This is a genomic window from Nocardia sp. NPDC004278, assembly GCF_053602975.1.
Genome location: NZ_JBSGEQ010000020.1, coordinates 120,802 through 134,251, shown reverse-complemented (window position 1 = coordinate 134,251; position 13,450 = coordinate 120,802). Strand labels below are relative to the sequence as shown.

The following is a 13,450-nucleotide window of genomic DNA, read 5'->3' as shown; positions in this document are numbered from 1 at the left end:
GCCATTTGCTGACCGATCGTTGCGTGTTGACTGCGTAGTGCCGGTCCTGGGCTGCTGTTTCGGGCAGACCGGTCACCGATCGTGGCGGACTTCGAGTATTTCACAGGACCGAGCAGCGATCGGTGACCGGATACCGGCGGCGGTGATGCAGTCACCGGGTGATCCCGTGGCCGCGATCGGCAGTGCTCACCGGCCGTGGTGTGCCGATTGCGGCTGCTTCGTCGAGGGACAGATCCTTGGTTTCCGGCGCCCAGATCACGCTGACCAGGAAACCGAGCAGGGTGACCGCGGCGGCGAGCAGCATCGTGCTGCCGATACCGATGTGCAGCAACGCAAGGGGGACCAGGTATGTGCCAGCTGCAGCACCGATCCGGCTCAGTGACGACGCCATCCCTACCGCGGTACCGCGAATCTCGGTCGGGAACAGTTCATTGGGATAGACGAACTGCAGCACCTGGGCGCCGCCGATGAAGACCGCATACAGCGTGAACAACGACAACACCACCGCCGACCCGGAATCCGGGAATATGCCCAGGACGAGCAGCGCGACGCCCGACAGTAGGAAACTGCGGGTCAGCAGCGGACGCCGGCCGATCCGGTTGATGATGGTGACCGCGATCAGGCAGCCGATTACGAACACGGCGGTGATGAGGGCAGAGCCGACGTTCTCGAGGCCGCCCGTGAGCCCCAGGGCTGAGAGGATTCTCGGGCCGAATGCGTATATGGCGAATACCGGAACAACCGAGCAGGTCCAGAACACCGCGACGAACATCATCCGGCCCAGATACCCGGACCGATACAGGCGCGTCAGATCGACTTTGTCGGATTCGTTTGCCGGCGCAAGCTGTTCGACGGTGACGTGTGGGCCGAACACCTTGGTCACCACGGCCTGCGCTTCGTCTGCGCGTCCCTGCTGCATCAGCCAGCGCGGCGACTCGGGGGTGCCCATCCGCATCAGAACAATGACCACCCCGGGCACCGCGGCGCTGGCCAGCATCCACCGCCAGGCGTCCCCGCCGCCGAACCGGGCCAGCAGGTCGCCGACGACGTAGGCTGTTGCGGCGCCGACGAACCAGGCCACCATCAACATCGAGAGCAGCGGGCCGCGGTAGCGGCGCGGGGTGAATTCGGCCAGCAGCGAGGTCGCGATCGGATAGTCGGCGCCGACAGCCATGCCGATCAGCAGGCGCAGCGCGAACAGCCACCAGAATCCGTTGAGCCAGAACTGAGCCAACGACAGTACGATGATCGCGATCAGGTCCACGGTGTAGAGCACTTCGCGACCGAACATGTCGGCCAGCCAGCCGCCGGCGAACGCGCCGAGGAAGATGCCGATCAACGCTGCCGCACCGACGAGTCCCTCCTCGGCCGCGGTGAATCCGAACCGCGGGCTGATCTGTGTCAACGCGAGGCCGATGATGCTCAGCACGTAGCCGTCGAGGAATGGGCCGCCCGAGGAGTACACGGCCAGTTTCTTGTGGAATGTACTCAACGGTGAATCGTCGAGACTGTGTTCAGCCACGTTGCCTACCCTTCGATATGACTGGTGATGCTCGTCACAAGCGTGCGCTGAGCAGGGCAACGACACATCGTCATGATGGCGAGAACAAATTCGTGAACTTCCCCGTTTTGTCGCGCTGACAGGCAATCGGAGTGCCTGATGGGTTGGCCACGATGCTTGTCAAAGGTGGTGGCGATTGTTTTGCGTGTCCTGCCGGGGCAGGAACCTGCGGCAACCGGACCAGCGACCGGGAGTACCTCGCGAAAGCGCGGTCCCGATGCGATCACGAGAGGAGGATGGTGGCCGTGAGGGCCGACCCGGCCGTCAAAGATCGCAGACAGAGTACAAACCTAGAGCGGTGCGGGTCCCGCCGATCCGTACCGAGGAAGGGTGCGCATCATGTCGACGCCGACCACACCGAGCATCGTATTCGCCCACGGCTTGTGGGCCGATGGGTCCTGCTTCAGCAAGGTGATTCCCGCATTGCAGGCGGCGGGACACGAGGTGGTGTCCACGCAGAACAGCCTCGACACACTGGAAGGCGATGTCGCCGCGGTCAAGCGGGCGCTGGGCCGGGTCAGCAGCCCGGCCATCCTCGTCGGTCACTCGTACGGCGGCACCGTCATTACGGCCGCGGGGACCGATGACCGTGTCGCGGGGCTCGTCTACATCGCCGCGCTCGCCCCGGACGCGGACGAGACGTCGCAGAGTCTGCAGGCCAAGTTCCCCACGACGGACGTGTTCGCGCACATCGAGATCGCCGAGGGTCGCATCTGGTTGCGGCCGGACGGTATCGAATACTTCGCGGGCGATCTCTCCGAACAGGAACAGCAACTCCTGCTGGCTACCCAGGGCGTACCCGCCGTGGACCTCTTCGAGCAGCAGGTCGCGGGCACCGCGTGGAAGTCGAAACCGAGCTGGTACATCGTGGGCAGAAACGACCGCACCGTACATCCGGAGCTGGAGCGATTCTGCGCAAAACGCATGGACGCCGGCACCTACGAGGCGGACAGCAGCCACGTCCCCATGCTGTCCCAGCCCGGCCTGGTGATCGACGTGATCCGCACCGCCGCGAAATCCTGTCAGGGAGCGTAAGCAGAAACAGCTTTCAGCAGGCGTTTGACAAGGAATTCAAACGACTGCTTGACTTTCGTCGTGCGGGAACAGAAGACGGATTTGCGGCGGGAGACCGGGCAACGGACGCGTGAGCGGTTGCTGGCCGCCGCGCTGGAGTTGCTCGCGCAGCGGGGACCGGAGGGGGTGACACTGCGCGAGCTCACCGAGAATGCCGGAGCCAATGTGGCGGCGGTGAGCTATCACTTCGGATCGCTGAAGGCGCTGTGTCATGCGGCCATCGAACAGGCGTTGGAGCGGTACCTGGACGCACAGATCCAGGAGCTCGGCGCGGTGGAATCCACTGCGACGCTTCAGGACTTGGCCGCGGCGTTCACGCGGCCGATGATTCGCGCCCTTGCCGCCGGCGGGCAGGACCTGGCGGTCATGCGGACCGTGGCGCGCGTCGGAATCGACCCGCCGGCAGGGTGGGATCGATTGAACGAGAAGTTCGATCGAGCCCGCGCCGAGAGCCTGCGGGTGCTCACGAACCACTTGCCCGAGATCGACGAGCAGGAACTGATCTTCCGGACCCGTTGTGCGGCCGGACTTTTGAACTGGCTCGCGCTGGCACCCATCGGCGCCGAGCTCGCCGCCGCACCCACGGCGGAGATCGAGCGGTTGCTCGTGCCCGTGGTGGCCGGAGCCTTCCACGGCCACGAGCACACTGCCTGACCACGCCGAACAAACCTCTCCCCCAAAACAATTCAAACGGCAACTCGCACAATCCCGTTCCTACATCGAGGCATTCGACCGTGCTGTTGCCAAACTGTCCTCGGCACAGGAGGTTATCGATGAAATGACCGCCCTTTTTCCCGGCTACGGGAATCCCTACACGTTGTTCGCCGCCGCCTATTCCCAATTCCAGAACTGATCGCCTGCACGGAAGGAGAGATCGACCCGACATGATCGGGTCGAGTCGGTGCCGGTCGGGCAGCACCCTCACCAGCGTTCACTGTCGGTGTGGACGATCTCGATATCGCTGAATGTCATTCCGATCAGCACCGGGATGCTGCGCCGCCGTCCGGGTAGCGCGGCACGATCTCCCGGCCGGTCGCGAAGGCAATTCCGTCGATCGTTGCATAGCCGGACAGGATGTGAGCCACCCGAAGATCTGGGAGTTGCAGTCCAGCCGGCGCAATAGGTGGGTGTCATCGGTGCACAGAGCCTACAGGCGATTGTGGGTTGCGATGCGATCCGGATAGGAACACTCGATCCGCTGCGACACGCCCGTACGCGACCTGCCCTTACCTAGTTAACTATAGTTATATATAGTCAGATCGCCGCAAGAGTAGATCAGGGAGGCAGACATGACGACAATCGAGGGTGCGATCGCCCTGGTGACAGGCGGGCAGCGCGGGCTGGGCCGCGCGCTCGCACAGGAGTTCCTGAACCGGGGCGCGTCCAAGGTGTACGTGACCGCACGCAAGCCGGAAGCGAGCGACGATCCGCGGGTCGTGCCGTTCGAGCTGGAGGTAACCGACCCGGATTCGATCGCCGCAGCGAAGGAGCGGGCCGGCGATGTGAGCATCGTGGTGAACAACGCGGGCGTGCTGCGGCCGGGCCCACTATTGCGGACCGAGATGGCGGATGTGGTGGAGACGTTCGAGACGAATGTCTTCGGGCCGCTGCGGATCGCACGGGCTTTCGCACCGGTCCTAGCGGCGAACGGCGGTGGGGCGCTGGTGGATATGCACTCGGCGCTGTCCTGGAGTTCGGGGGCGGCGGCGTACGGCGCGTCCAAGGCCGCGCTGTGGTCGATCACCAATTCGCTGCGGATCGAATTGGCGGAGCAGGGCACACAGGTGGTCGGTGTGCATCTCGGATTCGCCGACACCGACATGGTGAAGGCCATCGCGGTGCCGAAGATCGGGCCGGCAGAGGTCGCCGCGGCGGTCGCCGACGGGCTGGAGCAGGGAGCGTCCGAGGTGCTCGTCGACGAGTTCACCAGACAGGTGAAGGCCGCGCTGTCCGGGCCGGTCGAGGGCCTCGCTTTGCCATTCGCTCGCTGAAAATCCTGCTCTTTCAAGGGAGTTCATCATGCCGCTGTGGCACATCTATCACCCCGCCGACACCTTCACGGCCGAAGACAAACAGAACTTCGCCAAGGACATCACCGCCTATTACGCGCACTTCGGGCTGCCCGAGTTCTATGCGGTGGTGCTCTTCCACGAAGTCCCGGCCGATTCCTTCTACGTCGGCGGCGTACCGACCCCCTCGGTGCGAATCACCATCGACCATCTGGCACGCCAAGTCGACGATCCCGATATGCGCAAGCGCATGAGCGAGCGCCTGCACGACCTCATGGCCCCGTACACCCACGACCGCGGGTTGCATGTCGAATTCAATATCAACGAGGTGCCCCGGGACACCTGGATGATCGCGGGACTGTTCCCGCCCGCGCCTGGCAGTGATGTCGAGCGCGGCTGGGCCGAGACGAACAAACCCATTCCCTACTGACCGACGGGAAAACACGCACGCCCATCGGTATTTCCGTGCCTCAGCCACCCTGGATCGGAGCCGAACTCAGCTGGCGGCATGCTGATTCATCACGTTCGCGAGCTGAACGCGTAATCGCACACCGAGTTTGGCGAACACGGACCGCAGATGGGTTCCGATGGTGTTGGTGGATACAGCGAGTTCGGTGGCCGCGGATCTGTTGGTATTCCCCGCCGCGATGAGTGTGGCCACGCGACGTTCGGTCGGTGTCAAGGCACTCACCGAAAAAGCTGTCGTCACGCCCAGCCAGCACCCAGACGATGGGCAGTCCGGACAGCCGCGACATCACGGTGCACAATAGGAATCGACTGGTCGGGTCGGCTCGATGCAGATCGTCCAGCGCGATCAGCAGCGGCCCGCCTGCTGCGGCGGCGGCCAGGTGATCCCCGATTCGATCAGCGACGAGAAGCGGTTCCGCAGCCGTATGCACGAGTTGCGCGTAATCGTCGCTACCGAGAACGGTTCGCGCCCGGCCCGTAGCATCGCGATCACGGCAGCCCCGGGCGTCGCCTGCTGCGCCGGATCACATTGCCCGGCAATGACTCTCAGCCCCATCCGGGACGCCCGCCGTCCCACCTCCGCGGTCAGCGCCGTCTTACCGACCTCACGAGCAGAACCCGACAGCCTCCTCAGCCGATCGCGCACGCCCGCCACGACGCGCTGCCTCAGACGCCCGCTGCCAAGCTGCAGTGCGTCCGGCTCGGGCATCTCCACCCGCCGGTCCTGCTCGAGCCGGGTGTGTAAGCGTGTGCGGTGAATCGGCACGCCTGGTATTCCGTCGTCGCCCACATCCGGCAGCCGCGGGGGCAAAATTCTCCCTGGGCGAAGGTCCGTACTGGTCACACTGAATGTGTACGTGTTCGGGACGACGAGGTGCATCACCTCGATCGGGTGATTGGGGTGACGGCGGGTGCGCTGCGGCCGCACTCACTCATTCAGGTGAGTGCGACAGCTATATCGACTGCTGCAGGGTGAGAACATGTCGAGCGCCCAGCAGCCAACGAAGTGGTTACAGACCGGGGATGGACGCGAGGGAGGTTTGATGACCAGGACGCACATAATCGTGCTGCCCGGCGGTGGATACGCCGAACACGCACCGCACGAGGGAGAACCTGTTGTCGACTGGCTGCGCTCCATCGACGTTCAGGCAAGCGTATTCCGATATCCGCTCAATGTCCGACACCCGGTTCCGTTGCAGGCCTTGCGTGCCGAGATCCGGCGCCGACGGGCCGAGGGCGCACAACGAGTCGGGGTCGTCGGATTCTCCGCCGGCGGCCATCTGGCCGGACTGGCTGCCTTGGCGCCCGGAGCGGACACCGACGAAGCAGTACAGTTCGCCGTGCTCGGCTACCCGATCACGTCGATGGAGACCGAGACCTATCGTCCGGCCCGGCTGATCCTGCTCGGTGCGGACGCCAGCCCGGAACTACGCCGGTCGACCTCGCTGGACGCCTTGGTCTCGCCGCAATCACCACCGTTTTTCGTCTGGCACACCGCAGAGGACGCCTACGTAGCGCCCGAGCACACCTACCGATTGGCTTCTGCGCTGGCCGCGAACCATGTACCCCATGCAGTGCATGTGTTCCCGCACGGTCCCCACAGCCTCGGCCTGGCGCGCGGCGCCGGTGACGCCGCGATCTGGACCACGCTGGCCGATCGGTGGATCCATGAACAAGTGAGGGCCTGACGGAAAGCTCTGATGGCGGCCCGTACAACCTAGTTCGCGTCTATCGCAGCGGGCACAGGCACGAATTCGACTGTACCCAAGTCAATTTCGTGCGAGGTCGATACCGCCGTTCAGCTCCGGCGGCAGCTGACCACCGAGCAATCGGATGAGGGTGGCCAATAGGCCGTCGAGTTCACGACCGACCGCCTCGATGATGGGATCGTCGAAGCTGGCGAACAGCAGACTGGGCTGGTCGACGGCGAATGTCGTCTCGCCGTCGGGGCCGACGAACACCAGGGTGCGCAGGGGCGCATGGAGCATGACCGCTGGGTCGCGGCGGAACATGCGTTCGGCAATCGTGTGATTGCCCATCAGGTACTGCGTGGCCCGCCACTTCGACGGCGACCCCACCATGGCGGTACCGATATCGCTGCGGTAGTAGCGCATGAACCCGTGCGGAGCGCTGAGCGCCGCTATGTCGAGGACTTCATCCCAGGATCCCGCCTGTGCGAACGCGGCTGGATCCATTGGCGGAACAAGCTTTTCGTAGATCGTCAGCGCCTCCTCATAGGTTTGGGGTAACGCGACAAGAAGTCGGCGGGTCTGGTGTTCGATCGTGCGAGAGGTGGCCATGTCCGAACCTGTCTGGTCTGTGCCGATCCGGCCTGAATCAGTCGCTGTCAGAGGTTGGGGCGCAACAGCTTTCGTGTAGTCGCAGCATGCACTCGTTCGCGGCACCTGCGGGAATTCCCAGCGGTCGGGCTTTGCCAGCGGCGGCGATCTCGGCGTGCACACCGCGATGCCTTACAGGATCGTCAGTTTGATGTGGGCCCAGGCGTTGTTGCCGTATCCGCGGGGATTCCATACGGATGCCAGGGATTCGGGTTGGGTGGCTCCGGCGTCGTCCCAGGCGCGGGCGGTGATGTTCAGTGGCCCGGGTCGCATGTCGACGGTCAGTGACCACGGCCGCCACGCCCACCGGCCGGGTGCGGGGTGCAGGTCGGCCTGCCGCCAGCTGCGGCCGTCGTCGACGGAGACGTCGACCCGTCTGATGCCGTGGCCGTCGCCGGCGATTGCCCATCCACGAACGGTCCGGGAGCCACGCGGAATCCGATCGCCCTCGGTGGGCACGAGGATGTCGCAGTTGAGCGCCAACGACGATAGCGAGATGCCCTCGCCCGGCGCGACCGCCTCCGGGTCGGCCTCGGGCGGAAGAATGCGGTAGTCGAGGGCCTGAAAATAGTTCTGTGATGGGACCGGTTGCACGGTGACGGCGGTGACCCATTTGACGCTGCGAGCCCCGATGTAGCCAGGCACCACCACACGCACCGGGCCACCGTGAACGCGCGGAAGTGGCTGAGAATTCATCTGCCAGGCCAACAACACCTCCTCGCGGAGCGCCTTGGTCAGCGGGATGGAGCTGCCGTAGGACTGAACCGGCCGGGCCTCCTGGGCCACATCGGGTGCAGCGAATGCGACATGCAGTCGGTCATCGTGGTGCACCCCGGCCGCCTGCAGCACATCGGCCAGCCTGGGCCCGGCCCACTCGGCGGTCGAGATCGCGCCGTGCTCCCATGGCTCCTTGCCGGGGATCGGGCGCACCGCCAGCAGTTCGGCGCGCCGGTTGCCGGCACACGCCAGCGTCGCTACCACGCTGTGTTGCTCAAAGCCGGTCGTCAGCTGGTCGTAGGTCACGGTGAGCGGATTGTCCACCCGTCCATCGACGCCCAACCGCCACTGCTCGGTGCGGATGTCGGGGAACGGACCATGATTGCGCGCATAGAACGCGTCCACCGCGGTGATTTCGCTGCCCGCCAGCACCGATGGCGGCGGCTCGGCGTTGAACGGTAGCCGTCCCCGCACAATCATGTCCTCGCGCTTACCCCACATCTCACCGCCCCGGCAAGGAGTCGTCGCGGACTGCGACTGCGACTTCAATCCTATCGCCGGTTGCCGGGGATCTGCTCGTAGTCGACTCCGAGGCGACGCGGTGTGCGTCGGCGTAGGAGAAGCCGCTGGCGAGCAGCATTTTGTCGGGGCTGAGACCGGTGCCGGGCGCCTGGTTCCGCTTGAAGTTGGCCATCTGCTCGATGATCATCGCCGCCTAGCGGCGCTAAGGGCTGCTACCGCCGACCGCGGTTCCGGCGGTGAACACCAGGCATGGACCAGATTTCGGCGCGGGCAGAGGTGAGCAAACCGGGACGCTGACATGCGGTAGATTGGTTATTGAAATAATCAGATTATCGTTTGGATGGGCGAGAGGAGCGGATTCGAATGCGACGGGAGGTCACCCGCGCGCGCAATCGCGCCGCACTCCTCGATTCGGCCGTGGCCGTCATCGCACAGCACGGATACGAAGCGGCGCGCGTCGGTGCGATCGCCGACGCGGTCGACCTGACCACCGGCGCCGTGTACTCGATCTTCGGCAGTAAGCGTGGGCTGCTGATCGCCGCGGCCGAGCGCATGATCGAGGAGCAGCTCGACGTCTTGGAGCGGCTGGCGGACCCGAGACTCACGCTGACCGAGGTACTGCACGAGCTGGCGCGGATCAGCTACGAGTCGGCGACCGGCGACCTGGCGAACGTGCGCGCATCGTTCCAGCTCGAGACGATGGTCGCCGGCATGCGCGACCGCGACCTGCTGACATCGGTGACCATGGTCGAGCGGACCGATACGGCGCTCGCGCGGCTGCTGACCGACCGGCAGCTCGATAGCTCGGGCGCTCGCACCACACCCGAGCAGGCTGCCCGCTTAGTGCCTGCCGTGACCGCGCTGCTGAGCGGATTGTCGCAAGAGCTGCTGTTCGCCCCCGGCGGCATCGACCTCGACTACTGCACCGACACCGTCGCCATGCTCGTTGGACTGATCAAGTAATGGCTGCGAACGCGAGAACCGCCGGAGCCGCCATGCGGGTTGCAGTCGCCGAGGATCATGCCCTGATGCGGGAGGGGCTCGTGCTGTTGCTGCGTAGTTCCGGTATGGAGGTGACGGCGGCCTGTGACAATGCCGTCGATTTCATCGCCGCGGTCACCGCCGACCGACCCGACGCGGTGATCGTCGATCTCCGGATGCCGCCGACGCGCACCGATGACGGGTTGCGCGCCGCGATCCAGTTGCGGCGGGTGCATCCCGGGCTGCCGGTGCTGGTGCTGTCGAGCAGCATCGAGCCTGAGCATGCCGGCGACCTGCTTGCCGATGGTGCGGGCGGCGTCGGCTACCTACTCGAAGAGCGGGTGGAGAAGGTGGCGGACTTCCTTGATGTCCTGCGCCGAATCGCTTTCGGCGCAACGGTATTGGACCCCGAGGTGCTCGCGCGGATCGTGCGGGGCTATCGCGCCGACCCGCTCGCGGCGCTGACGACTCGGGAACGCGAGGTGCTCGCGCTGATGGCCGAGGGCCACAACAACACCGCCATCGCCGAACACCTGCTGGTCAGCAATGCCGCCGTGCACAAACACATTCGCGCCATCTTCGCGAAACTCGATCTGAGCAGCGAGGATCGGGTGCACCGCCGCGTCCAGGCCGTGCTCGCCTACCTCGACGCCTGACGCCGAGCCACCCGCGGCCCTCACTCCGAGCACACCGCGGTGTCGAAGGCGGCATCGATCGCCGCGCGCGGCTGGTCTTCCATGGTCAGCAGGTTGACGGTCAGGTGCACGGCGCGCCCATCGGGGGTGACCACGGATCGTGTCGTGAAGCCTTCGAGGTCTCCGCCATGTCCCCATGCTTCCTTACCGCAGCTCACTTCCCGTCGCATGAGGCCCAGCCCGTACTGCATTCGGGAATCCGGCGGACCGGCCACGGTGTGCTTCATCTCGGCGAGTAGGTGCCGTGGCAGCAGCCGGCCGTCCAGTAGCGCGATAAAGAATCGGTTCAGATCGGCGGCGGTCGAGACGAGTGCTCCCGCGGCTCCGGCCCAGGATGTGTTCATATCGGTGGCGTCGACGAACGTGCCATTGGCATCGCGATAGCCGTTGGCGTGTGGCCCGCGGATGGTGGTTTCGCCGTCTTGCGGATAGTAGGTGGAATTCAGCCCGAGTGGTTCGACGATGCGACGAGCGATCTCGGCGCCGACGGATTGTCCGGTGATCTTCTCGATCAGCATGCCGGCGAGCAGGTATCCGGTGTTCGAGTACTGCCAGCCGGTTCCCGGTTCGAACAACGGCGGCTTCTTCGCCAGCACGGTGCGCACCAAATCGGCTGCTTCGAGCTGCTGCGTGCGGACGGTGTCGAAATTCCGCAGCAGCTCTTCGTCGGCGTAGTCGGGCAGTCCTGCGGCGTGCTGGAGCAGTTGGCGCACGGTGCTGCGATTGCCGTCGAATCCGTTGCCCTGCAACGTGCCCGGCAGGTAGCGCGCCACCGGCGCATCCAGTTCGATCTTGCCCTCGTTCACCAGTTGGAGCACCACGGTCGCCACGAAGGTTTTCGTATTGCTGCCCACCCGGACACGGTCATCGAGGGCGAACGGCCGACCGGAGGCGGTGTCCGCGACGCCCGCGGTCGCCTGGCGATCGCGGCCGGCGGCGGTGAAGACCACCTGCGTTCCCGGGATGCCCTGCCGGACAATCTCATCCAAGTTCCGGGCCAGCTCGGGCGGGATCGGCTCGGGCGGGCACACCGCGGCGTCGAAGGCGGCCTTCATTGCCGTGGCCGCCTCGGTGGGCTGCGGCAGCAGGTTGGCGGTCACGGTCACCGCGACGCCGTCCGCCGTCACGCCGCCGCGCGTCGCGAACCCGAGTGTGGCGCCGCCGTGTCCCCAGACCTCTGTGCCGCAGGACACCGGAATACGCATGAGACCAAGACCGGCCTGGGCGCCTGGTTGCAGCGCGTCGGCGGGTACCGTGCGCTGCATTTCGTCCAGCAGGTGCGGCGCCAGCAGCCTGCCGCCGAGCAATGCGGTGAAGAAGCGATTGAGGTCGGCCCCGGTCGATACGATCGCACCGTCGGCGCCGCCGATCCCGTAGGGATCCAGTTCCGTTGCGTCCGTGCGTTGTCCGTCGATCACGAGATAGCCGTGCGCATGGGAGCCGCGGAGAGCGGTTTCGCCGGGCTCGGGATAGTACGTCGAGGCCAGTTCCAAAGGCTGGATGATTCGAGTGGTGATCTCGGTCCCGATGGGGCGTCCGGTGACCTGCTCGATTACCAGGCCCGCCAGCAGATACCCAGCGTTCGAGTAGATCATCCGCTCGCCGGGCTCCGCCAGCGGCGGCTTCGTCGCGAGGACCTCGCCGACCAACGTGGCGGCGTCGAACGGCTGCCGATGCAAATTTCCTGCGCTCTTCGCCATCTTCTCGGGTTCGATGTAGTCGGCCAATCCGGCGGTGTGCTGCAGCAGATTTCGCACGGTGATCCGATGTCCGTCGTACCCGTTGCCGTGGACGAACCCGGGCAGGTAGCGCTCGACCGGCGCATCGAGTTCGATCTTCCCCTCGCCGACGAGTTGCAGCATGACCGTCGCGACGAACGACTTGGTATTGCTGGCGATCCGGATCCGATCGTCGAGTGCGAACGCGCGGCCGGATGTCGTGTCAGCGGCGCCCGAGGTGACGGCGCGGTCGCGGCCATCCTGGGTGATAACCACCTGAACACCCGGAATCCCCTGCCGAACAGCGTCATCCAGCGCACTCCGCAGTTCTGGTGGCTCCGCCGCAGTGGTCGCATTCGAGTCATCGGAGGTGCCTTCCGCGCACGATGTTGTGATCGCGAGGATGGTAGCCGCTGCTGTCACCGCACAGGCGGTACGTCTAAATTGTTTCCAGGACAACGGATTCCTTTATTGGTGGGAATTTTGGGCGAAATGACCAGAACGAATTTCCAAGATCGATCGGCTATCTCAACCGTAGTTGTCCATGCAGTTCCTGGCGATAAAGCCAGTGACCGAATTATCGGTATCGCAAAAGATATCGAAAGAGTATCGCCAGCGCTACGTGGGCGACACCATCGGGCGGTGAATAAACAAGGCGACCAGTGGGAAGACGCCGTCGAGCACTCTGCGCTGGACGTCACCCAGGGGTGACGGATGGTTCGATGACATGCACTCCTTTGCTGTCAGACACCCGGCATGGCACAGCCGATCCGGTGAGCCGAGTTCGCCACATCGGGTCATGGTCATTGCCAGGCGTGGCGAAATCGGGGTTGCGCGAGGACACTGAAGACGTAGCGCCGAATTCGTCTCCAGGAGCAATGTGATGGCAACCGACGGGCCTTTCGGGATCGATCCGGAAGAATTCGAACGCGCGCTACGGGAGGTGGGGATCGAATTCCGCGACCTTCTCGGAAAGGCCGGCGAGTACATCGATCGCGCAGGCGGGAGCACGCTGGCGTCGCTGCTCGGTCAGTTTGTTCAGCCGGAGCGTACGCGGCCGCCGCAGCCGGAGGGCGAGACCACCGGCGAGACCGGCAGTGGGGTATGGGTCATCTACAGCATCGACGACGTCGGCGAGGCCAGAGTCGAGCAGGTTTTTCCGAGCGAGCTCGAGGCCTTGCGTGCGCACCGCGACAATACCGATGAACGCCGTCGCGTGCGGTTCCTGCCCTACGGCGTCCCGGTGACTGCGCTGGGCCCGCCCTGACACAAGCCGCGGCCGCTCAACCTCTCGGGCTGATCAGATCTCGGCATCGGGTACCGCCGAGTGGAGTGCAGCCAGCTGACAGCGCACGATTTCGCAGTC

The 13,450-nt window shown here is 65.1% G+C and carries 14 protein-coding genes and 1 pseudogene; 8 read left to right on the top strand and 7 right to left on the bottom strand.

What is annotated here, in order from left to right:
- Window positions 1-151: 151 nt before the first annotated feature.
- A complete protein-coding gene (locus ACWEO2_RS27650) occupies window positions 152-1,522 on the bottom strand; it encodes an MFS transporter (protein ID WP_452407983.1) in 1,371 nt (456 codons plus the stop codon).
- A 378-nt stretch (window positions 1,523-1,900) separates the two neighbouring features.
- Between ACWEO2_RS27650 and ACWEO2_RS27645 the strand changes: the two genes are divergently transcribed.
- From ACWEO2_RS27645 to ACWEO2_RS27630, 4 genes are all read left to right on the top strand, one after another.
- Entirely contained in the window at window positions 1,901-2,596 is a 696-nt protein-coding gene (locus tag ACWEO2_RS27645) for an alpha/beta fold hydrolase (RefSeq protein WP_452407982.1), read from the top strand.
- Window positions 2,597-2,656: 60 nt separating this feature from the next.
- Window positions 2,657-3,289: a TetR family transcriptional regulator gene (locus ACWEO2_RS27640; RefSeq protein ID WP_452407981.1), complete on the top strand. Its 633-nt coding sequence runs from the start codon at window positions 2,657-2,659 to the stop codon at window positions 3,287-3,289.
- Window positions 3,290-3,924: 635 nt separating this feature from the next.
- Complete coding sequence (locus ACWEO2_RS27635; RefSeq protein WP_452407980.1) at window positions 3,925-4,626, top strand: SDR family oxidoreductase; 702 nt, start codon at window positions 3,925-3,927, stop codon at window positions 4,624-4,626.
- Between the two features lie 28 nt (window positions 4,627-4,654).
- On the top strand, window positions 4,655-5,074 hold the full coding sequence (locus ACWEO2_RS27630; RefSeq protein WP_452407979.1) for a tautomerase family protein: 420 nt from the start codon (window positions 4,655-4,657) through the stop codon (window positions 5,072-5,074).
- 66 nt (window positions 5,075-5,140) lie between these two features.
- On the opposite strand, the gene ACWEO2_RS27625 is transcribed toward ACWEO2_RS27630, so the two are convergent.
- Together ACWEO2_RS27625 and ACWEO2_RS27620 are read right to left on the bottom strand one after the other, a co-directional pair.
- Window positions 5,141-5,335, bottom strand: a complete 195-nt coding sequence (locus ACWEO2_RS27625) for a response regulator transcription factor (protein ID WP_452407978.1) — start codon at window positions 5,333-5,335, stop codon at window positions 5,141-5,143.
- Window positions 5,336-5,458: 123 nt separating this feature from the next.
- On the bottom strand, window positions 5,459-5,827 hold the full coding sequence (locus ACWEO2_RS27620) for a hypothetical protein (protein WP_452407977.1): 369 nt from the start codon (window positions 5,825-5,827) through the stop codon (window positions 5,459-5,461).
- Between the two features lie 328 nt (window positions 5,828-6,155).
- Here ACWEO2_RS27620 and ACWEO2_RS27615 point away from each other — a divergent pair, with 328 nt between their 5' ends.
- Window positions 6,156-6,800 (top strand): alpha/beta hydrolase, encoded by a 645-nt coding sequence (locus tag ACWEO2_RS27615; RefSeq protein WP_452407976.1) that lies wholly within the window; start codon window positions 6,156-6,158, stop codon window positions 6,798-6,800.
- 81 nt (window positions 6,801-6,881) lie between these two features.
- On the opposite strand, the gene ACWEO2_RS27610 is transcribed toward ACWEO2_RS27615, so the two are convergent.
- The 3 genes and pseudogenes from ACWEO2_RS27610 to ACWEO2_RS27600 all read right to left on the bottom strand — a co-directional run.
- A complete protein-coding gene (locus tag ACWEO2_RS27610; RefSeq protein WP_452407975.1) occupies window positions 6,882-7,412 on the bottom strand; it encodes a DUF302 domain-containing protein in 531 nt (176 codons plus the stop codon).
- 171 nt (window positions 7,413-7,583) lie between these two features.
- The gene (locus ACWEO2_RS27605; RefSeq protein ID WP_452407974.1) at window positions 7,584-8,669 is read right to left on the bottom strand and encodes a sulfite oxidase; all 1,086 of its coding nucleotides are present in this window, start codon (window positions 8,667-8,669) and stop codon (window positions 7,584-7,586) included.
- A 59-nt stretch (window positions 8,670-8,728) separates the two neighbouring features.
- Window positions 8,729-8,871: pseudogene (locus ACWEO2_RS27600) on the bottom strand (catalase); the annotation flags it as partial.
- 182 nt (window positions 8,872-9,053) lie between these two features.
- Here ACWEO2_RS27600 and ACWEO2_RS27595 point away from each other — a divergent pair.
- A complete protein-coding gene (locus ACWEO2_RS27595; protein ID WP_452407973.1) occupies window positions 9,054-9,653 on the top strand; it encodes a TetR/AcrR family transcriptional regulator in 600 nt (199 codons plus the stop codon).
- A gap of 32 nt (window positions 9,654-9,685) precedes the next feature.
- Window positions 9,686-10,327, top strand: a complete 642-nt coding sequence (locus tag ACWEO2_RS27590) for a response regulator transcription factor (protein ID WP_452407972.1) — start codon at window positions 9,686-9,688, stop codon at window positions 10,325-10,327.
- Window positions 10,328-10,347: 20 nt separating this feature from the next.
- Here ACWEO2_RS27590 and ACWEO2_RS27585 read toward each other — a convergent pair whose 3' ends face one another.
- Entirely contained in the window at window positions 10,348-12,507 is a 2,160-nt protein-coding gene (locus tag ACWEO2_RS27585) for a serine hydrolase domain-containing protein (protein ID WP_452407971.1), read from the bottom strand.
- 460 nt (window positions 12,508-12,967) lie between these two features.
- Between ACWEO2_RS27585 and ACWEO2_RS27580 the strand changes: the two genes are divergently transcribed.
- Entirely contained in the window at window positions 12,968-13,351 is a 384-nt protein-coding gene (locus ACWEO2_RS27580; RefSeq protein ID WP_452407970.1) for a hypothetical protein, read from the top strand.
- The last annotated feature ends 99 nt before the right edge of the window (window positions 13,352-13,450 follow it).

What these genes read in the sequence shown, in the direction of transcription:
- ACWEO2_RS27615 (WP_452407976.1), top strand. Translation starts at nt 6,156, where the DNA reads ATGACCAGGACGCACATAATCGTGCTGCCCGGCGGTGGATACGCCGAA.
- ACWEO2_RS27595 (WP_452407973.1), top strand. Translation starts at nt 9,054, where the DNA reads ATGCGACGGGAGGTCACCCGCGCGCGCAATCGCGCCGCACTCCTCGAT.
- ACWEO2_RS27580 (WP_452407970.1), top strand. Translation starts at nt 12,968, where the DNA reads ATGGCAACCGACGGGCCTTTCGGGATCGATCCGGAAGAATTCGAACGC.
- ACWEO2_RS27630 (WP_452407979.1), top strand. Translation starts at nt 4,655, where the DNA reads ATGCCGCTGTGGCACATCTATCACCCCGCCGACACCTTCACGGCCGAA.
- ACWEO2_RS27590 (WP_452407972.1), top strand. Translation starts at nt 9,686, where the DNA reads ATGCGGGTTGCAGTCGCCGAGGATCATGCCCTGATGCGGGAGGGGCTC.
- ACWEO2_RS27645 (WP_452407982.1), top strand. Translation starts at nt 1,901, where the DNA reads ATGTCGACGCCGACCACACCGAGCATCGTATTCGCCCACGGCTTGTGG.
- ACWEO2_RS27605 (WP_452407974.1), bottom strand. Translation starts at nt 8,669, where the DNA reads ATGTGGGGTAAGCGCGAGGACATGATTGTGCGGGGACGGCTACCGTTC.
- ACWEO2_RS27635 (WP_452407980.1), top strand. Translation starts at nt 3,925, where the DNA reads ATGACGACAATCGAGGGTGCGATCGCCCTGGTGACAGGCGGGCAGCGC.
- ACWEO2_RS27610 (WP_452407975.1), bottom strand. Translation starts at nt 7,412, where the DNA reads ATGGCCACCTCTCGCACGATCGAACACCAGACCCGCCGACTTCTTGTC.